Source organism: Dactylosporangium sp. McL0621, from assembly GCF_049995355.1.
Taxonomy (GTDB): Bacteria; Actinomycetota; Actinomycetes; order Mycobacteriales; family Micromonosporaceae; genus Dactylosporangium.
Genome location: NZ_CP188259.1, coordinates 3,171,364 through 3,190,465 on the forward strand (window position 1 = coordinate 3,171,364; position 19,102 = coordinate 3,190,465).

The 19,102-nt window shown below is 73.5% G+C and carries 18 protein-coding genes; 7 read left to right on the forward strand and 11 right to left on the reverse strand.

Annotation, left to right across the window (positions count from 1 at the left end; all coding sequences use genetic code 11):
* Nucleotides 1-44 precede the first annotated feature (44 nt).
* The gene (locus ACPPVO_RS14875; RefSeq protein WP_426511793.1) at nucleotides 45-473 is read right to left on the reverse strand and encodes a hypothetical protein; all 429 of its coding nucleotides are present in this window, start codon (nucleotides 471-473) and stop codon (nucleotides 45-47) included.
* A 99-nt stretch (nucleotides 474-572) separates the two neighbouring features.
* Between ACPPVO_RS14875 and ACPPVO_RS14880 the strand changes: the two genes are divergently transcribed.
* Nucleotides 573-1,583, forward strand: a complete 1,011-nt coding sequence (locus ACPPVO_RS14880; protein ID WP_426511794.1) for a helix-turn-helix domain-containing protein — start codon at nucleotides 573-575, stop codon at nucleotides 1,581-1,583.
* A gap of 4 nt (nucleotides 1,584-1,587) precedes the next feature.
* On the opposite strand, the gene ACPPVO_RS14885 is transcribed toward ACPPVO_RS14880, so the two are convergent.
* From ACPPVO_RS14885 to ACPPVO_RS14905, 5 genes are all read right to left on the reverse strand, one after another.
* Entirely contained in the window at nucleotides 1,588-2,949 is a 1,362-nt protein-coding gene (locus tag ACPPVO_RS14885) for a serine hydrolase domain-containing protein (RefSeq protein WP_426511795.1), read from the reverse strand.
* 94 nt (nucleotides 2,950-3,043) lie between these two features.
* The gene (locus ACPPVO_RS14890; protein WP_426511796.1) at nucleotides 3,044-3,892 is read right to left on the reverse strand and encodes an acyl-CoA thioesterase; all 849 of its coding nucleotides are present in this window, start codon (nucleotides 3,890-3,892) and stop codon (nucleotides 3,044-3,046) included.
* Nucleotides 3,885-4,682 carry a DUF1295 domain-containing protein gene (locus ACPPVO_RS14895; RefSeq protein WP_426511798.1) on the reverse strand — a complete coding sequence of 266 codons (798 nt, stop codon included), beginning with the start codon at nucleotides 4,680-4,682 and terminating at the stop codon, nucleotides 3,885-3,887. Before ACPPVO_RS14895 ends, ACPPVO_RS14890 begins: the two co-directional genes overlap by 8 nt.
* The gene (locus ACPPVO_RS14900) at nucleotides 4,679-5,551 is read right to left on the reverse strand and encodes an SDR family NAD(P)-dependent oxidoreductase (protein WP_426511799.1); all 873 of its coding nucleotides are present in this window, start codon (nucleotides 5,549-5,551) and stop codon (nucleotides 4,679-4,681) included. The genes ACPPVO_RS14895 and ACPPVO_RS14900 overlap by 4 nt, the downstream gene beginning before the upstream one ends.
* Nucleotides 5,548-6,747 (reverse strand): acetyl-CoA C-acyltransferase, encoded by a 1,200-nt coding sequence (locus ACPPVO_RS14905; RefSeq protein ID WP_426511800.1) that lies wholly within the window; start codon nucleotides 6,745-6,747, stop codon nucleotides 5,548-5,550. The genes ACPPVO_RS14900 and ACPPVO_RS14905 overlap by 4 nt, the downstream gene beginning before the upstream one ends.
* A gap of 117 nt (nucleotides 6,748-6,864) precedes the next feature.
* On the opposite strand from ACPPVO_RS14905, the gene ACPPVO_RS14910 reads away from it, so the two are divergent.
* The 6 genes from ACPPVO_RS14910 (at nucleotide 6,865) to ACPPVO_RS14935 (ending at nucleotide 13,444) form a co-directional block, all read left to right on the forward strand.
* Nucleotides 6,865-8,103 carry an acetyl-CoA acetyltransferase gene (locus ACPPVO_RS14910; protein WP_360376194.1) on the forward strand — a complete coding sequence of 413 codons (1,239 nt, stop codon included), beginning with the start codon at nucleotides 6,865-6,867 and terminating at the stop codon, nucleotides 8,101-8,103.
* Between the two features lie 11 nt (nucleotides 8,104-8,114).
* Nucleotides 8,115-9,638: a carotenoid oxygenase family protein gene (locus ACPPVO_RS14915; RefSeq protein WP_426511801.1), complete on the forward strand. Its 1,524-nt coding sequence runs from the start codon at nucleotides 8,115-8,117 to the stop codon at nucleotides 9,636-9,638.
* Nucleotides 9,635-10,624 carry a winged helix-turn-helix transcriptional regulator gene (locus tag ACPPVO_RS14920; protein WP_426511802.1) on the forward strand — a complete coding sequence of 330 codons (990 nt, stop codon included), beginning with the start codon at nucleotides 9,635-9,637 and terminating at the stop codon, nucleotides 10,622-10,624. Before ACPPVO_RS14915 ends, ACPPVO_RS14920 begins: the two co-directional genes overlap by 4 nt.
* Nucleotides 10,621-11,892 carry an AMP-binding protein gene (locus tag ACPPVO_RS14925; RefSeq protein ID WP_426511803.1) on the forward strand — a complete coding sequence of 424 codons (1,272 nt, stop codon included), beginning with the start codon at nucleotides 10,621-10,623 and terminating at the stop codon, nucleotides 11,890-11,892. Before ACPPVO_RS14920 ends, ACPPVO_RS14925 begins: the two co-directional genes overlap by 4 nt.
* Nucleotides 11,885-12,580 (forward strand): hypothetical protein, encoded by a 696-nt coding sequence (locus ACPPVO_RS14930; protein WP_426511805.1) that lies wholly within the window; start codon nucleotides 11,885-11,887, stop codon nucleotides 12,578-12,580. The genes ACPPVO_RS14925 and ACPPVO_RS14930 overlap by 8 nt, the downstream gene beginning before the upstream one ends.
* Nucleotides 12,581-12,778: 198 nt before the next feature.
* Nucleotides 12,779-13,444 (forward strand): nitroreductase, encoded by a 666-nt coding sequence (locus tag ACPPVO_RS14935; protein WP_426511806.1) that lies wholly within the window; start codon nucleotides 12,779-12,781, stop codon nucleotides 13,442-13,444.
* A gap of 164 nt (nucleotides 13,445-13,608) precedes the next feature.
* Here ACPPVO_RS14935 and ACPPVO_RS14940 read toward each other — a convergent pair whose 3' ends face one another.
* From ACPPVO_RS14940 to ACPPVO_RS14960, 5 genes are read right to left on the reverse strand one after another with little or no spacing between them, the layout of a single operon-like run.
* A complete protein-coding gene (locus ACPPVO_RS14940) occupies nucleotides 13,609-15,138 on the reverse strand; it encodes a long-chain-fatty-acid--CoA ligase (protein WP_426511807.1) in 1,530 nt (509 codons plus the stop codon).
* Complete coding sequence (locus ACPPVO_RS14945) at nucleotides 15,135-16,154, reverse strand: hypothetical protein (RefSeq protein WP_426511808.1); 1,020 nt, start codon at nucleotides 16,152-16,154, stop codon at nucleotides 15,135-15,137. Before ACPPVO_RS14945 ends, ACPPVO_RS14940 begins: the two co-directional genes overlap by 4 nt.
* Nucleotides 16,155-16,889, reverse strand: coding sequence for an SDR family oxidoreductase (locus tag ACPPVO_RS14950; RefSeq protein ID WP_426511809.1), 735 nt, complete (start codon nucleotides 16,887-16,889; stop codon nucleotides 16,155-16,157).
* Entirely contained in the window at nucleotides 16,886-17,386 is a 501-nt protein-coding gene (locus ACPPVO_RS14955; RefSeq protein WP_426511810.1) for a nuclear transport factor 2 family protein, read from the reverse strand. Before ACPPVO_RS14955 ends, ACPPVO_RS14950 begins: the two co-directional genes overlap by 4 nt.
* Nucleotides 17,387-18,913, reverse strand: a complete 1,527-nt coding sequence (locus ACPPVO_RS14960) for an AMP-binding protein (protein WP_426511811.1) — start codon at nucleotides 18,911-18,913, stop codon at nucleotides 17,387-17,389.
* Between the last annotated feature and the right edge of the window lie 189 nt (nucleotides 18,914-19,102).

The following is a 19,102-nucleotide window of genomic DNA, read 5'->3' on the forward strand; positions in this document are numbered from 1 at the left end:
CTGGCAGCGGCCGCCCATCACGATCAGGTCGCCGCCGGCCGGGGTCAGCACGCGGCCGCGGCCGCCGTCGCGGGGCTTGATGAGGAAGCGTCGGGTGGCGCCGAGGTGAGCACCGGCACGACGCACTCGGCGCGTTTGCAGGTGGGCCAGTCGCCGTGCCAGCCGGTGCTGTCGCGGTGGTCGCGGTAGTAGTTGATCCACAGCCCGTCGTAGGGGACGCCGTAGTGCGCGGAGAGCGCGGCGTCCGCGGCGCGCAGCCGGTCGTCCGGGGCGGCGGCGAGGTCGCTGTACTCGGCGGTGAGCCGCGGCTCGGTCACCATCCGGTTGACCATCCAGCGCTCCCGCTGCTCCCAGCCGGCCCCGGTCAGCAGCGCGGCGAGCAGGGCCGCGTCGCCGGGCAGCCAGCCGGGCACGTATTCGATCCACGAGGTCTCGTCGAGGGCCGTGCGGCAGGCGGCGGTGAAATCATGCATACGGTACGTCTAAATGCTCCCGGCACCGCGCGCCGGTCGGATCCGGACAGGTCCGGATGTGGCTGGTCCGCGGCGGGCGGCCTGCCTACCGTGGGTGGCGTGACGGTGTACTCGGCGGTCGTGACGACCGGCATCTACTGCCGGCCCGGCTGCGGCGCGCGGCCCCGGGCCGACAACGTGCGCACGTTCGACTCGGCCGCGGCGGCCGAGGCGGCCGGGTACCGGGCCTGCCTGCGCTGCCGCCCGTACCGGCTGGCCGGCTCGCTGCCGTGGCGCGAGCCGGAGCTGGTGTGCCGCGCGGTCCGGATGATCATCGACGGGGTCCTCGACGAGGGCGGCGAGGACGAGCTGGGCCGGCGTCTCGGGCTGTCCGGGCGGCACCTGCGCCGGCTGTTCGCCGAGCACCTCGGGGTGACGCCCGACCAGCTGGCCCGCTCGCGCCGCACGCACTTCGCGCGCCGGCTGCTCGACGACACCGACCTGACCGTCACCGACGTGGCGTTCGCGTCCGGGTTCGGCAGCGTCCGGCAGTTCAACCGGGCGATGGCCGACACGTTCCGGGCGACCCCGCGGCAGCTGCGGGGCCGCCGCCGCCGCCGCGCGGACCGGCTCGTGTGCGACGGGGGCCTGCGGCTGCGGCTGCCGTTCGAGGGCCCGTACGACTGGCCGGCGGCGCTGAAGACGCGGCAGGAGCGCGCGATCCCGGGGGTGGAGACCGTCGACGGGGACGTGTACCGCCGCACGATCGGCGTCGACGGGGACGCCGGCGTGCTGGAGGTCGCCGCGGGCGGGCCGGACCATCTGGTGCTGTGGGCGCACCTGCCGTACTGGGAAGGCCTCATCCACGTCGTCCAGCGGGTCCGCGACCTGCTCGGCCTCGACACCGGCGAGCCGGGCGCGTTCTCCCCGTTCGAGGCCCGCGTGGTCGGGGCCGTGCGCGGCGACCGGGACGCCCTCGGCGAGCTCGTCCGGGCCTTCGGCGAGCCGGTGCCGGGCCTGCCCGCCGGGCTCACCCACCTCTTCCCCGGCCCCGAGGTGCTCACGGACGCCGCCCTGGCCGCGGGGGCCGGGCGCCCGGCCCGCACCCGGGGCCGGGTCGACATGATGTGACCACTCACTCCCCGGTGCGGCGGGTCATCCGGCCGCCGGCGCAGCGGTGCGTCGCGCGGCCGCCGGCATCGCCGAGGTACGAGACCAGGTACACCCGGCCGTAGCCGCCGAGCGACTCCAGCGGCATCCCGGCGGGCGCGAAGAGCCCGTCGCCGAGCGGCACGTACCGCTGCGGCGGCCCCGACACGGGCCCACCGGCGAAGGCGGTGAAGATCGCCTCCTGGTCCGGGTCCGCGGGCTCGTACGTCACCCGCTCCTCCAGCTCCCCGCCGGCCACGGTCACGTCGACGCGCAGCTGCTGCGAGCGATAGGTCCCGGCGTACCGCCGCAGGTCCCCCTCGTCCGCGACCGCCAGCGGCGGGAACGCCACCGGCGCGAACCGCCCGACGAGCTCCGGGATGAGCTCGTTGTGCAGCGCGAACGCGCGCGGGTCGTTGCCGTACGCGGCGAAGACCAGATCGTGCGCGGGCACCACGGCGAGCACGGCCACCCCGCCGGGCGAGGCGCCGGACATCGACAGCACCGTGGTGCCGCCGAAGTCCTCCAGCAGCCACCCCATCCCGATCGGCGGCACGTTGGCCACGCCCATGTCGTGCGTCACCACGGCCATCGGGTTGTCGGCGGCCAGATGGGCCCGCCCGAGCTTGAGCAGGTCGTCGATGGTGCCGATCGGCGTGCCGCCGGCCGGCCCCCAGGTGTCCGGGAGCTTGAACATCCCGGTGGGCCGCGCCGTGCCGTCGGGGCCGGGAAAATGCCCGATGGCGGTACCGCGAAGGATCGCCTCCTCGGCCGAGGTGGCCGCGGTCCCCATCCCGAGCGGCTCGTAGACGTCGCGGCGCAGCAGCTCGGCGTAGCTCAGCCCGGTGACCACCTCGAGCAGCCGCCCGGCCACGATCATGCCCCCGTTGGAGTAGCTGACGTACCGTCCCGGCTCGAACAGCGTCCCGCACTGCCGGGCGAGCCCGGCCATGTAGCCGGCGAGCGCGGAGTCCCCGCACCCGCGCGGAAAGTACAGATCGGCGTCGATGCCGCTCGTGTGCATGACGAGGTGCCGCACGAGAACCCGCTCGGCGGCGCCGGGCTCGGCGAGCGCGAACTCGGGAAGGTACCGCACCACGGGGGCGTCGAGGTCGAGCTTGCCGGCCGCAACCTGCCGCAGCACGAGCATGGTGGTCATGATCTTGGTGACGGACCCGAACAGGAACCCGGTGTCCGGCCGCATCGCGGCACCGGTGGTGAGGTTGGCGATACCGTACGCGGAGATCTCGGTCTGCCCGGCGTGGTAGACCCCGGCGAGGAAGCCGGGCACCTGGCTCTCGTCACAGAACCGCGCGACCCGCTCCCGAATGTGCGTCATCTCGTCCATGCACCGATCGTGGAACGTTCCCCCAGGGGCAAGGTCAAGCCCGCGGTCGGGAATTGAATTCGGTTCGCACCGCTGCACGTGGATGAGGCGAACGTCAGGTCAGCGGCTCGGCGATCAGCAGGCCCTCCTGCGTGACCGTGGCCACCAGCTCGCCGGTGGTGTCGTAGACCTGGGCCGTGGCCAGGGCGCGTCCGTGCGAGGCCACCGGCGAGTGCTGGTCGAACAGCAGCCACTCGTCGGCGCGCGGGATGTGGTGGAACCACAGGGCGTGGTCGAGGGACACGGTGTCCCAGGCGTGGCTGTGGTCGCGCTCGCGGCCGAGGCGCAGCCCGTGCGGTACCAGCGCCGCCGACAGCAGGGTGAGGTCCGTTGCGTAGCAGAGGACGGCCGCGTGGGTGACTGGGTCGTCGGGCAGCGGGGCGGTGGCGCGCATCCACAGCAGCCCGCGCGACGGTCCGCCGCCGGGGCAGGGGGCCACGCGGATGTCGACGGCGGCGAAGCCGGTCCACAGGCCCATGAGGCCGCCCAGGTCGGCGATGCTCTCGTCGAGCGTCGGGGCGTCCAGCGGCTTGCCCGCCTCCGGGGGCGGGGTCTGGTGGCCCACGCCCGTCGACGGGGGGCCGAAGGCGGCGGTCAGGCGGAGCACCTCGCGGCCGTCCTGGGTGGCCGTCACCGTGCGGGTCGTGCGGCTCCGGCCGTCGCGGACGTGCTCCACCGCGAAGCGGTTGACGGCCTCGGGGCGGCCCGGGCGCAGGAACGTGGCGTGCAACGACTGCGGGAGCTGCCGCGACGGTACCGTCCGGGCCGCCGCCACCAAGGCCTGCGCGGCGAGCTGGCCGCCGAAGACCCGGGGCAGGTCGAGCGCGCTGTTGCGGCCCTCGAAGACGGAGTCGCCGACCGGCCGGAGGTCCAGGACCTCCAGCAGGTCGGAAACGTCATGCACGGCGGGGCGGGCGGGGGAGGAAGCCGGAGGTGCGGGCGGCGTACTCGGCGAACTCGGGGCCCCGCGACCGGCTCATCCGGCGCTCCAGCAGGGCCTTGCCGCTCTTGTTCACGAGCATGTGGGTCATGAGCGCCGGGCCGGCGACGGTCAGCAGGCCCACCCAGTGCGAGCACGCGAGCAGGAACAGGCCGGTCCACACGACGGAGTCGCCGAAGTAGTTGGGGTGGCGCGTCCACGCCCACAGGCCGCGGTCCATGAGCCGGCCGGCGTTCGCGGGGTCGCGCTTGAACCGGGCCAGCTGCGCGTCGCCGACCGCCTCGAACGCGAAGCCGACTGCCCACACCGCGACGCCGGCCCACAGCAGCGCCGGTACCGGCGACGACACGTACATCGCGGCCTGCACCGGCAGCGACACGACCCACATGATCGCGCCCTGGGGCCAGTAGATGGTCCGGATCACGTACGGCACCAGCCGGCCCTGGTTGCGCCGCAGCAGCGCCGCGTACCGCGGGTCCTCGCCCTTGCCCCGGTTGCGCACGTAGATGTACGCCCCGAGCCGCAGGCCCCAGACCGCGGTCAGCGCGAGGGTCACCGCGCGCTGCCACGGGTCGCCGTGGCCGGCCGAGAGCGCGAAGGACACGGCCGCGACGACCACGAAGCCGAGGCCCCAGACGGTGTCCACGATGGACTGTTCGCCGCGGCGCAGCGCGTAGGCCATCGTGAGCGCCATGACGAGCGCGACGGCGACGATCGTGGCGCACAGGTTCAGCGCCAGGGCGGTCCAGTTCACGGCAGCGTCTCCTCGGCGAAGTCGGCGAACGCGTCCTGCGCGGTGCGGTACTCGTGCGGCTTCCCGGCCCGGCTCGAGTCCAGGAGCCCGGCCAGCCCCGCGGCGTCCAGCGACGGCGGCACCCGCACGGTGCCCCACTCCACGGCGCTCGTCGCGCGCAGCGAGCCGTTCGCGGCCACGATCACCTCGCCGTTGAGGGTGCCGTCCGGGTCGACGAGCGCGGCGACGACCGGCGCCACCGACTCGGCCGTCATCGCGTCGCGGAACCGTCCGGCCATCCCCGCGTCGGTCATCTGCGTCGTCGCGTACGGCAGCAGCACATTGGTGTACACCCCGCGCGGCGCGCCCTCGGCGGCGATGGTCCGGCCCAGGGCGATGACCGCGCCCTTGCTGGCCGCGTAGGCGGAGACGGTCGGCTCGCCGTGCAGCCCGGCGGTGCTGGCCACGAGGACGATCCGCCCGCCGCCCGCGCCGCGCAGGTGCCGGGCGGCCGCGGCGGCGACGCTCGCGGTGCCGAGCACGTTGACGGCCTGCACGGCGGCGAAGGCGTCCATGCCGGTCTTGTGGAACATCGCCGGGGAGCTCACGGCGGCGCTGGTGACACAGAAATCCAGCCGGCCGTACTCCGACAGAGCCAGCGCCACCAGGTCGTCCCCCGCGTGCGGGTCGGCGACGTCGCTGTAGTCGGCGACGGCCCGCCCGCCCGCGGCGGTGATCTCGGCGACCACGGCGCCGGCCGAGTCGGCCTGGCGGTTGCGGTTGTTGACGACGACCGCGGCGCCGAGGCCGGCCAGGTGCAGGGCGAAGGCGCGGCCCAGACCCTTGCCGCCGCCGGTGACGACGCCGACGCGGCCGTCGAGCGCGCTCATGCGTCGACCCGCTCGACGAGCACGGCGACCCCGAGGCCGGCCGCGCCCGAGACGGCGGCGACGCCGTAGCGCCCGCCCCGGGCCTGCAGCTCCTCCACGCACTGGCCGAGCAGGATGGCGCCGGTCGCGCCGAACGCGTGGCCCATGGCGATCGTGCCGCCGTTGGGGTTCATGCGCTCGGGCCCGGCGCCGAGGTCGCGGCGGAACTTCAGGCACAGCGCCGAGAACGCCTCGGCGAACTCGAACACGTCGATGTCGGCCGGGGTGAGGCCGGCCTTGGCGATGACCTTCTCGACGGCCTGCTGCCCGGCGGTGAGCATGATGACGGGGTCGGTACTGCACGTGGCCGCCGCGACCACGCGGGCCCGCGGGGCGAGCCCGTTCGCCTCGGCGGCCGCGCGGGTGCCGAGCAGCACCAGGGCGGCGGCGTCGGCGATGGCGGGGGAGGTGCCGACGGTGTGCCGGTGCTCGATCGCGCCGGCCTCGGGGTGCGCGGCCAGCGCGATGGCGTCCTGGCCGGAGGCGCCCAGCTCGGCGAAGGCGGGCGGCAGCGCGGCCAGGCTCTCCATGGTGGTGCCGGGCCGGACCAGCTCGTCGTGGGCGAAGCCGTCCACGGGTACGACCGCACGCTCGTAGAACCCGGCCTTCCAGGCGGCGGTCGCCTTGGCCTGGGTCTCCAGCCCGTAGGCGTCCAGCTCCTCGCGCGGCCATCCGTCCAGCGTCGCGTTGAGGTCGGCGGCGATGCCCATGTGGATCGAGCCGACCCGGCGGATCGTGTCGGGGTCGCTCCACAGCGGGCCCTGGTCGGAGAACATCGGCACCCGCGAGACGCTCTCCACCCCGCCGGCGACGGCCAGGTCGAGGTCCTCGGCGCGCACCCGGGCGGCGGTCTGGGCGACGGCGTCGATCCCGGAGGCGCAGAACCGGTTCAGGCTGACCCCGGGCACGTGCTCGCCCCAGCCGGCCAGCAGCGCCGCGGTGCGGGGCAGGTTGGCGCCCTGCTCGCCGCTCTGGGAGGCCAGGCCGAGGGCCATGTCGTCGATGCGGGCCGGGTCGAGCCCGGTGCGCCCGACCAGCGCGTGCTGCAGGTGCACGACGAGCTCGGTCGGGCTCAGGTGGTGCAGCGCGCCCTTCGCCGAGCCCTTGCCGCGCGCCGTGCGCAGGTACTCGAGGACGTACACGTCGCGTGAAGTCACTCTGTTAGGTGTAGTCTCATCGGGTGCCGTTGGCAAGAGATGACCTAGGTCAGGGCGGCGGCACGTTGACGAGCGACTCTGCTTGTTATAGTAAGGAAGCTCGAATGGAGGTGGCTCATGGGAACTTCGAGCACGTGGGTCGCAGGTGGCTTCCAGACCGACTTCGCCCGCAACTGGGCCCGCGCCGGGCACGGCTTCGCCGAGCTCTTCGCGGAGGTGACGACCGGGACCCTCGACGCGTCCGGCGTCGACCCGGCCGACATCGGGGTGATCCACGTCGGTAACGCCTTCGGCCAGCTCTTCACCGGCCAGGGTCAGCTCGGCGGCATGCCCGCCACCGTCGACGAGCGCCTCTGGGGCATCCCGGCGGCCCGCCACGAGGCCGCGTGCGCCTCCGGTGGCATCGCCGTGCTGTCGGCCATGGCCGACCTCGAGTCCGGCCGCTACGACGTCGCCCTCGTGCTCGGCGCCGAGCTGGAGCGCACCGTCCCCGGCGACCAGGCCGCCCGCAACCTGGGCGCCGCCGCCTGGGTCGGCCACGAGGGCGAGCAGGCCAAGTTCATGTGGCCGTACATGTTCAGCGCCCTCGCCGACGAGTACGACAAGCGCTACGGCCTCGACGACGCCCACCTGCGCGCGATCGGCCGGCTCGCCTTCGACAACGCCCGGGTGAACCCCAACGCGCAGACCCGCGGCTGGACCTTCACCGACGCCAGCTTCAGCGCCGACGACGACGCCAACCCGCCGGTCGAGGGGCGGCTGCGGCGCAACGACTGCAGCCAGGTCACCGACGGCGCGGCCGGCGTGGTGCTCGTGTCGGACCGGTACCTCGCCGCCCACCCCGGCCTCGCCCGCCGCCCGCTCGCCCGGATCCTCGGCTGGGGCCACGCCACCGTCGGGCTGCCGCTGGAGCAGAAGCTGCGGCGCAGCGCCGGCGAGCCGTACGCGCTGCCCCACGTGCGCAAGGCGGTGCTCGACGCGTTCGGGCGGGCCGGCATCGGCGGCGTCGAGGACCTCGACGGCATCGAGACCCATGACTGCTTCACGATGTCGCAGTACGCGGCGATCGACCACTTCGGCATCACCGCGCCCGGCGAGAGCTGGAAGGCGGTCGAGTCCGGCGAGCTCGCCATCGGCGGCCGGATCCCGATGAACCCCGGCGGTGGGCTGATCGGCGGCGGCCACCCCGTCGGCGCGACCGGCGTGCGCATGCTCGTGGACGCCCACCGGCAGGTCACCGGCCAGGCCGGGGCCTACCAGGTGCCCGGCGCGCGCACCTTCGCCACCCTCAACATCGGCGGCAGCACCACGACGACGGTGAGTCTCGTGGTCGGCGCGGCCGACTCTGGAAAGTAGGAGCGACCGTTATGGACGTCGAGCTCGTCGGCCACGCCCTGGCCACGCTCCCGGAGGACGACGACCACCCGTACCGCACCGGGCCGTGGCGGCCGCAGACCAGCGAATGGCGCGCCGACGACCTCACGGTGACCGGGGAGATCCCGGCCGACCTCGACGGCGTGTACCTGCGCAACACCGAGAACCCCGTGCACCCCGCCATCGCCGGCAGGTACCACCCGTTCGACGGCGACGGCATGATCCACGTGGTCGGCTTCCGCGACGGCAAGGCGTTCTACCGCAACCGCTTCGTGCGCACCGACGGGTTCCTCGCCGAGCAGGAGAGCAAGGAGCCGCTCTGGGCCGGCCTCGCCGAGCCCCCGGACCGCAGCCGCCGCGACGGCTGGGGCGCCCGCGGCGGGCTCAAGGACTCCTCCAGCACCGACATCGTCGTGCACGCCGGGGTGGCCCTGTCCAGCTTCTACCAGTGCGGCGACCTGTACCGCCTCGACCCGCTCACCCTCGACACCCTCGGCAAGTCCACGTGGGGCGGGCGGTTCCCGTCGCAGTGGGGCGTCTCGGCCCACCCGAAGAGCGACGAGCACACCGGCGAGCTGCTGTTCTTCAACTACGGCAAGCAGGCGCCGTACCTGCACTACGGCGTGGTGGACGCGGACAACCACCTGGTGCACTACATCGACGTGCCGCTGCCGGGCCCGCGCCTGCCGCACGACATGGCCTACACCGAGCACTACGCGATCCTGAACGACTGCCCGCTGTTCTGGGAGCCGGCGCTGCTGGAGCAGGGCGTCCACGCCGCCCGCTTCCACCCCGAAATGCCCCTGCGGATCGGGGTCGTTCCCCGCCGCGGTACCTCGGAGCAGGTCCGCTGGTTCGAGGCGGACCCGACCTACGTCCTGCACTGGGTCAACGCCTACGAGGAGGGCGACGAGATCGTCCTCGACGGCTTCTTCCAGGACGACCCCGAGCCCCAGGACCGCGGCGACGGCTCCTACTACCAGCGCATGTTCCGCTTCCTGGCGCTCGACCGGATGCAGTCGCACCTGCACCGGTGGCGGCTCAACCTGGTCACCGGCCAGGTGCGGGAGGAGCGGCTGCGCGACACCGTCACCGAGTTCGGCATGATCAACGGGCGGCACGGGGGGCGGCCCAACCGGTACGCGTACGCCGCCACCGGCGTCGAGGGCTGGTTCCTATTCGACGGCGTCGTCAAGCACGACCTGCTCACCGGCCACGACGAGCGGTACGCCTTCGGCGAGGGGGTCTTCGGCAGCGAGACCGCGATGGCGCCCCGGGTGGGCTCGGCCGCCGAGGACGACGGCTACCTGATTACGATCGTCACCGACATGAACCGCGACGCCTCCGAGTGCCTGGTCTTCGACGCGCAGCGGGTCGCCGACGGCCCGGTCGCGCGCGTCGCGCTGCCCGAGCGCGTCTCCAGCGGTACGCACGCCACCTGGGCCGCCGGCTCCTCGATCCCCGGCTGGGGCACCGCCGACACGATGGCCGCGGCGCTGCGGATGGGCCCTGCGTGACAGTCGAACCGCCCGGTGACGCCCCCTCTGTGGCCGTGGTGCACCCGGGGGACGCGCCCACCCAGCTCGAGCCGGGCGGGCAGAACGCGGTCGCGCACGCGCTCGGGATCATCGGCGACGAGTGGACGCTGCTCATCCTGCGCTACGCGACCGCGGGCGTGCGGCGGTACAGCGAATACCTGGAGCGGCTCCCGATCTCCAACTCGGTGCTGACCAACCGGCTCTCCCGGCTGGCCGAGGTCGGGATCATGGAGAAGGTCGCCTACCAGGACCGGCCGCCGCGGTTCGAGTACCGGCTCACCAAGCGCGGCCGCGACACCTGGCCGATCCTGCTGGCCATCTGGGCGTGGGAGGCCCGCTGGGTGCCCCAGCACGAGGAGCACCTGCCGCTCATGCGGCACAGCCGCTGCGGGCAGCCGTTCCAGCCGCTGCTCATGTGCGCCACCTGCGGCAAGGCGGTCGAGCCCCGCGACGTCACCGGCGGCTTCGGCCCCAGCGGCACCTGGGAGCGCAGCGTCCCCGCGGCCACGACCCGCCGCCGCTCCTTCGCCGGCGCGGGCGCCAGCCCCGGCCTGTTCCCGCAGACCATGGCGCTCATCGGCAACCGCTGGTCCTCGGCCCTGCTCGGGGCCGCCTTCCTCGGCGCGCACCGGTTCAAGGACTTCGAGCAGCGCCTCGGCGCCCCGCCGACAATGGTCGCCGACCGGCTGCGCACCTTCTGCGAGCTCGGTGTGCTCGACCCGGCGCCCGGCGCCGAGCGCGCCGACTGGCTCAGCTACCACCTCAGCGCCAAGGGCCGCGCCTTCTTCCCGGTCGTCATGTGCACGCTGGACTGGGGGCACCGCTGGTTCAAGGCGCCCGAGGGGCGGGCGCTGGTCTACCGGCACACCGAGTGCCGGCGCATCTTCACCCCGCGGCTGGCGTGCGACCAGTGCCGCGAGCCCCTGCGCGGGGGCAGCGACGTCACCATCGAACGCACGCCATGAGTGCCGTCCTGTCGCTCATCGAGCGGAACATCTCGAACAGGACGGCCATCACCGGCGACGACCGCTCGGTCACGTACGCGCAGTTGTGGCAGGCATCCGGGCAGCTCGCCGCCGGGCTGCGGCCCGGCCAGCGCGTCGCCTACCGCGACCGCAACCGCACGGACTTCTGGGAGCTCTTCATCGCCTGCCTGCGGGCCGGCGCCACCCTCGTGCCGATCAACTTCCGCCTCACCGCCGACGAGGCCGCCTGGATCGCCCGCGACGCCGGCATCGGCGAGGTCTTCGACGACGCGCCCGTCATGATCATGTACTCGTCCGGCACTACCGGCCGCCCCAAGGGCGTGCTCATCGACGACGAGCAGCTGGCCTGGACGGTCGGCGCGTTCGGCGCGCTGTTCGAGGTCGACGAGCACGCGGTCAGCCTGGTCCCGACGCCGTACCACCACATCGCCGGCACCGGCTGGTCCCTCATCACCCTCGCCGCGGGCGGCACGATCGTGCAGAACGCGGAGCCGGCCCCGGCGAGCATGTCCCGTCAGCTGGTCGACTTCCGGGCCACCCACGCGGCGATGGTCCCGACGCTCATCCAGGCCCTGACCGACGCCCCGGCCGACTTCTCGGCCCTGCGCCACATCGTCTACGGCGGTGCCCCGATCACCCCCGCCCTGGTGGGACGGGCCACGGAGGTCCTCGGCGCGCGGTTGCACCAGTCGTACGGCCTGACGGAGACCACTGGCGTCGCCACCGTCCTCGACCCGGAGGAGCACCGCCCCGACGGCCGCCTGACCTCGGTCGGCCGCCCGCTGCCGGGACTCGACGTCCGGGTCGCCGGCGGCGAGATCCTCGTCCGCGGCCCGTCGGTCACGCGGGGCTACTGGCGGGGCGAGTCCATCGTGGACGGCTGGCTGCACACCGGCGACGGCGGCTCCTTCGACGAGGACGGCTACCTGTACCTGCACGACCGCATCAAGGACATGATCGTCTCCGGCGGCGAGAACGTGTACCCGGCCGAGGTCGAGCGCGTCCTGGCCGCCCACCCGCACGTGCTCGACGTCGCGGTCGTGGGCGTGCCGTCCGCGCGCTGGGGCGAGTCCCCGATCGCCGTGGTCGTCACGAACGGCGCCGTCGACGACCTCATCCCGTGGTCCCGCGAGCGCCTGGCCCACTACAAATGCCCGGTGGCGGTACACGTCGTGGAAACCCTGCCCCGCAACGCCTCCGGCAAGATCCTGAAACGCCTGCTACGCAAGGAATACGCTCATGAGTGACTGGGCCCTACTGCGCCAGGTCGTCCTGGCCACCTCCGACATGGCCGCCGACGGCCGCCTCCTGCGCGAGCACTACGGCCTCGGCCCCGGCTTCGCCGATCCCGAACTGGCCGCGATCGGCATGGCCGACGACACGATGGCCCTGGCCGGCGGCTCCTACCTGGAGCTCGTCGCTCCGCTCACGCCCGACGTGTCGATCGCCCGCTGGCTGGCCAAGCGCGGCCCGGGCGGCTACGCGCTCTCGGTCCAGCACAGCGACCCCCTGGCCGCCCGCGACCGCGCCCTGGCCCTCGGCGTCCGCGTGGTCGCCGACCAGCTCGTCATGGGCCACCCGATCGTGCAGTTCCACCCGGCCGACGCCGGCCTGCTGCTCGAGCTGGACGGCATCGCGGACCGCGACGCCTGGTTCTGGGACGGCATGGGCGTTGACCCGTCGCCGCACGCACTGATCGACGACGTGGTGGCGGTGGACGTACCGGCCCAGGACCCGGAGGCGACGGTCAAGCAGTGGGCCGAGATCCTGGGCTACGAGCCGGCCGCCGCGGACACCATCGACCTGGGCGGCCGCACGGTGCGCTTCCGCCCGGCGGCCGAGCTGCCCCGGTGGACGCTGACCCTGCTGCGCTCCGAACGCGGCCCGGCCCTGCGCGACGAGAGCCTCCTGGGCGTGCACTGCCGGTACCGCTGAGGGTTTTCCCTGGCTCGCTGCGCTCGCGGTGGGGGAGCAAGCTCCACCCGCACCCCCTCAAAATCCACGCCGGCGCGCTCGAGCACCGAACAGCCCGGCGGCCTCGTCCGACGCGTCCGGGACGAGGCTGAACGCATGGCGCTGAGTATCTGCTGAGCATCCGCTGAGCATCCCTCGGCCTCGTCATAGGCTGGGTTGGTGGACGTGTATGACGCTGTGGACAGCCGGCGCGCCGTGCGGGCGTTCAGCGCCGAACCGGTTCCGAAGGCGGCCCTGGAACGCGTGCTCGCGGCCGCGGCGCGGGCCCCGTCGAGCGGGAACCTCCAGCCGTGGCAGGTGTACGTCGTGACCGGCGAGCCCCTGGCGGAGCTGAAGCGGCGTGCGACGGCCAGGGCGCTGGCGGGCGACCCCGGCGACGAACGGGAGTACCCGATGTACCCGGCCGACCTGGTCCCGCCGTACCTGGACCGGTTCTCCGCCGCGGCGGCCCAGCGGTACGCGGCGCTGGGCATCGAGCGCGACGACCCCGCCCGGCCCGTGAAGATCTCCGCCTTGAACTCGGCGGCGTTCGGGGCGCCGGTCGTCCTGTTCTGCTACCTCGACCGGACGATGGGGCCTGGGCAGTGGGCCGACGCGGGCATGTACCTGCAGACGGTCATGCTGCTGCTGCGGGCCGAGGGGCTGCACAGCTGCCCGCAGGTGATGTGGACGATGTTTCGCAGGACCGTCGGCCGGATCGTCGGGGCCGACGATGGGCTCGTGCTGCTCTGCGGGGTCTCGGTCGGGTTCGAGCGGCCGGGCGTGCCACCGCTGCGTACCGGGCGGGCGGACCTGACCGAGACCGTGACCTTCGTCGGGATGTGACAGCCAGCGCGCCCAGGACGCTCCCGGCGCGCAGGCTGGATCAGCGCGCCGAAGTCGCGTCGTCGAGCCGAAATCGGCAGCGCCCGTTCGGTGCTCGTCGGCGACGGCGGAGATTTTGAGGGGGTGTGGGTGGAGCGGAGCTCCCCCGCCGCGAGCGCAGCGAGCTAGGAGAAACTACTGCGCAGGGCGTGCTTGAGGAGCTTGCCGGAAGCGTTGCGGGGCAAGGTTTCCACCACGTGTACCGCGACCGGGCACTTGAAGTGGGCCAGCCGCTCGCGGCACCACGCGATCACCTCGGCCTCGTCCGGGGTGTGGCCCGCGCGCGGTACCACCACGGCCACCGGGGACTCGCCCCACCGCGCCGACGGCACGCCCACCACCGCGACCTCGGCCAGGTCCGGGTGGCCGGTCAGCACGCTCTCGACCTCGGCCGGGTACACGTTCTCGCCGCCGGAGACGATCATGTCCTTGATGCGGTCGTGCAGGTACAGGTAGCCGTCCTCGTCGAAGGAGCCGCCGTCGCCGGTGCGGACCCAGCCGTCCACGATCGTGGCGGACGTCGCCGCGGGGTTGCGCCAGTAGCCGCGCATCACGTGGCCGCCGCCGATCAGGACCTCGCCGCGTTCGCCCGGGGGCAGGTCCGACAGCGTCACCGGGTCGACGACCCGCAGGGAGACGCCCGGCATGGGGCGGCCCACCGAGCGCAGGCGGCGCTCCTTGCGCGGCTCGTCCGGCAGGTGGTCCTCGGGCCAGAGGACCGTCACGCCGCCCGTCGACTCCGTCAGGCCGTACGACTGCAGGAACTTGCAGCCGAAGACCTCCGTCGCGGCGCGGATCACCGGCAGCGGGATCGGCATCGCGCCGTACACCAGGTAGCGCAGCGCCGACCAGTCGGTCTCGCGCGTGCCGGGCAGCTGCAGCAGCGTCTGCAGGATCGTCGGCACGACGGCCGCGTGCGAGACCCGCCGCCGCGCCAGCAGGGCGATCAGCGCGTCGGGGCCGGCCGCGGTCTCCAGCAGCAGCGCGGCGCCGTTGAGGTTGGCCACGAGGGCCAGGCCGAGGCCGGAGATGTGGAAGTACGGGATGGGTGCCATCGCCACCGACGTGGTCGTGAGCTCCATGTCGTAGTGCATGGTCGCGAGGGCCTGGCCGAGGTTGTCGCCGCTGAGCATGATGCCCTTCGGCCGGCCCGTCGTGCCCGAGGTGTAGAAGATGACCGCGGTGTCGTCCGGCCCGGCGGGCACGAGCGGGTCGACCGGGTCCACAGTGGACAGCCAGGCCTCGTACTCGTCACCGGTGCACACGGCGCGAGCTCCCGGCGGTACCAGCGAAGGATCGTCGACGATGAGGGCCGCGGGGGCGGCGTCGGAGAGGATGGCCGCGATCTCCGGCCGCGCCAGGCGGTTGTTGACGGCGGTGGCGATCGCGCCGGCCTTTGTCGCGCCGTAGAGGACCTCGAGGAACTCCGGTGCGTTGGCGCCGATGTAGGCCACCCGGTCCCCGGGCGCGACGCCGGCCGCGATGAGCGCCTGGGCGACCCGGTTCGAGCGCTCGTCCAGCGCGCCGAACGTGGTGGTGCGGCCGGCCTCGATGACGGCCGTCAGCGCGGGGGTGGCGGCCGCGCGGCGGCGGATGATGTCGGCGACGCTCGTGACCCGGCCGCCGTCGGCGTGGACCGCGAAGAACGGCCTCATGCGGACCACGCGCCGAAGACGTCGAAGGACAGGATGCCGGGCGGGGCCGCGACCACGAGCGGGATCGCATTGATGACCGGGCCGGCCGTCACGTACTGGGCCGCGGTCGTTCGCACGCCGGGCTCCTGGGGCTCGACCAGGTTCAGCGACATGACCACCTCGGGCTTGCCGAACACGTGGATCGTCCAGTGGTCGCGCCCGGCGTAGCGGGGAAGCGCCGGGTCCATCGTCCAGATGATCGACAGGGTGATGAACCGCTGCCCGGCCACGACGGCGTGCCAGCGCCACTCGGTCGCCACGACGGTGCCCTTGCGGATGGTGCCGGCCGCGACCTGCAGGTCGACGGCGGCCAGCTCGTAGTGGTGGTCGGGCTCGATCCGGTCGTAGACCACACCCATCGCGTCGCCCATGAACCGCAGCGTCTCGGTGTACAGCTCGCCATACAGCTCCGAAAGCGCGCCGGGCTCCGGCGACGACGAACCCATGCCCATGACGTTGAAGACGAAGTCGGGGTCGGGCATGGCGCGGGCGTCGAGGACCTCGTCGATCTCGACCCGGTCCAGGCGGACCGCGACCCCGGTCAGGGCGAGCGTGAGGCGTTCGCCGATGACGCCGGGGCTGATCCCGACGCCGAAGAGGGTGCTGCCGCCCTCGGCACAGGCCCGCTCGAACCGCGCCGCGCGCTCGGGGGCCGGGTAGTGGTGCCCGGCGGTGGTGATGACGTTCTTGCCGGAGCGCAGCAGCCGGCAGATGTCCTCGTCGTGCTCGCCGTAGTCGAGGCGCAGCCGGGGCGCGTGGATGACGACGTCGGCGTCGAGGGCCAGGATCTGCTCGATGTCGCGGGTCGCGGTGACGCCGGTGGCCGGGCGGCGGGCGATGTCGCCGGCGTCGCGGCCGGCCTTGCGCTCGCCGTAGACGTACAGGCCGGCGAGCTCGAGCTCGGGGGAGTCGAGCACGGCCCGCAGCGTCGTCTTGCCGATGGCGCCGGTGGCCCACTGGATGACGCGGGTACCCATCTACTCGCGGCCCGTCCGCAGCGCCGCCCTGTGCACGAGCCGTCCCAGCCCGCGCTCGTAGCGGACCGGGTCGCGGGCCAGGCGGGCCCGCGCGTCGACGGCCATCCAGTCGGTGTCGAAGGTCAGCTCGCCCTTGGCCGCCGCCTTGAGCCCGGCCCGGGCGATGTCCCGCGGGTCCTCCTTGCGCCCGTCGACGTGGTCGGCCATGCGGGTGTCGACCGAGCCGACGATGAGCGCGGTGACCTTCGTGCCCTGCGGCTCCAGCTCGGCGCGGGTGATGCCGGACAGGAACAGGGTGGCGGCCTTGGCGGGGGAGTACCCGCCCATGAACGCCGTGGGCACGATCGCGGCCACGGACAGCACGTTGATGATCTGCCCGCCGCCGTTGGCCGCGAGCACGGGGGCGAAGGCCCGCGTCATGGCGAGGGTGCCGAAGTAGTTGACCTCCATCTCGGCGCGGGCCGCCTCGGGGTCCTCGGGCAGCACGAGCCGCTGCTTGGTGAACAGCCCGGCGTTGTTGACGAGCAGGTTCACGTCGGCGCACCCGGCGGCGGCCGCCGCCACCTGCGCGGGGTCCGTGATGTCGAGCCCGACCGGGATCGCGCCGGGGGTCTGCACGGCGGCCGGGTCGCGGCTGCCGGCGTAGACGCGGGCGCCCTGCTCGAGCAGCTCCTCGACGAACGCCTGGCCGATGCCGCGGTTGGCCCCGGTCACGAGGGCGACGACGCCGGTCATGAGCCGTACACCGGGTCGGCCGGGAACTTGGCGCCGCGCTGCAGCACCGAGGGGTCGGGGACGAGCATGCCGAAGATCCAGCCTTCCGTGCGCTCCATGTCGTGGTTCCACTCCCACCGCAGCCGCCGGTGCCGGATGCCCCAGCGGCCGTCCACGCGCTCGAAGACGTCGAGCATCCGGGCCACGGTCAGCGTGTCGCCGGGCTTCACACGGGCGAACGCGGTCACGTAGCACTCGACGTCGGCGCGGTCGCCGTCGAGCTCGATGAGCACGTTGGACAGCACGTGCGTGGTGATCGCCTTCGGGTGGGTCAGGGTGCGGGCGATGCTGTCGACGTAGGCGTCGGCCGGGCCGCTGTACACCCCGCCGTGCTCCTCGACCGCGCCCGGGAGGTAACAGGCGCGCAGGGCGTCGAGGTCGCCGCGGTCGACGGCGCGCATGTACCGCGTCAGTATCTCGGTGATCTCCTGCTTGTCCAGCAGGTCCTGCAGCGACACTCAGCCGACCCTTCGCTCGTGGCCCGCCCACAGTGGCTCGCGCAGGACGCGCCGCAGCACCTTGCCGGAGGCGTTGCGCGGCAGTGCGTCCTCGAAGCGCACCGCGACCGGGCACTTGTAATGTGCGAGCCGCTCGCGGACCCAGGCGATGAGCGCCTCCTCGGTCAGCTCGCTGCCGGGCTCGCGGACCACCACGGCGACCGGGGACTCGCCCCACCGCGCCGAGGGTGCGCCGACGACGGCGACCTCGGCGACCTCGTCGTGGCCCTGCAGCGCGCGCTCGACCTCGGCCGGGTAGACGTTCTCGCCCCCGGACACGATCATGTCCTTGGCCCGGTCGACGAGGTAGAGGTACCCCTCCGAGTCGAGCCGCCCCACGTCCCCGGTGCGCATCCAGCCGTCGCCGGGCAGCGTGTACGCCGTCTCCTCGGGCCGCTGCCAGTAGCCGGCCATCACCTGGGCCGAGCGGATGAGCACCTCGCCCGGGGACCCCGTGGGCAGCTCCTCCAGCGTCACCGGGTCGACCACGCGCAGCTCGCTGCTCGGGTCCGGCCGCCCGCAGGAGCGCAGCAGCCCCGGCTCGTCGCGGGCCCGGTCGTGGTCCTCGGGGCTGAGGAAGGTGGCCCCGCCGGAGATCTCGGTCAGGCCGTAGGACTGCTCCATGGCGGCGCCGAGGCGCTTGGTCGCCTCGACGAGCACCTGGGCGGAGATGGGGGCGGAGCCGTACAGGATCAGGCGCAGGCTGCTCAGGTCGGCCTCGTCGAGCCCGGGGCTGCGCAGGACCACGTCGATGAGCACCGGCACGAGCACGGCCACCCGCACCCGCGCGCCGGCGATCAGGCCGAGCAGCGCCTGCGGGGCGGCGTCGCGCACCTGGGCGAGGGCCGCGCCCTGGCGCAGGCTGTGCACGGCCCACGCGAAGCCGAGGACGTGGAAGTACGGCGAGACGTTCAGCGAGGCGTCGCCCGGGTCGAGCTGCCAGCGGCGGCGGGCCACGTCGAGCATCGAGTGCAGGTTGCGGTTGCGGATCATGACGCCCTTGGGCAGGCCGGTGGTGCCGGAGGAGTACAGCAGCACGGCGAGGTCGTCCGGGTCGGTGACGACCCCGGGGTCCTGTTCCGGCTGCGCGTCCAGCCACGCTTCGTAGTCGCCGTCCAGCGTCAGCGTCACGCCCTCGAAGGACCCCCGGACGAGCTCGGCCTGGGCCGGCTCGGCGAAGAGCACCGCCGCGCCCGAGTCGGCGAGCACCGCGGCGAGTTCGGGGCCGGCGAGGCGGAAGTTCAGCGGGACGGGTACCGCACCCAGCTTGGCCGCCCCGGAGGCGATGTCCAGCACGTCCGTGCGGTTCAGGCCGGCGTAGGCGACCCGGTCCCCGCGGCGCACGCCGAGGGCGAGCAGGCCGGCGGCGACCCGGCTGGAGCGCCGGTCGATCTCGGCGAAGGTCGCGGGCCGGCCCTGGCCGGCGACCGCGGGGGCGTCGGGGTGCCGGCGCGCGGCGTCGCGGACCACCTCGGCGATGGAGAACATCGTTGACCTCCAAACCAAACGGTGTCCACACGCTACAACTAGAAGAGTGACTTGCACAGGGGGCCGGTGGGCGAAATATTTCTGCACCGTTTCGCGATGGTTCCAGGGCCGGACGCTGAGCATCGTGAGCTGCGAGTACTTCGAGGGCTCAGGACGCCCCATTGACGAGTCACTCCGACTGTTGTAGTA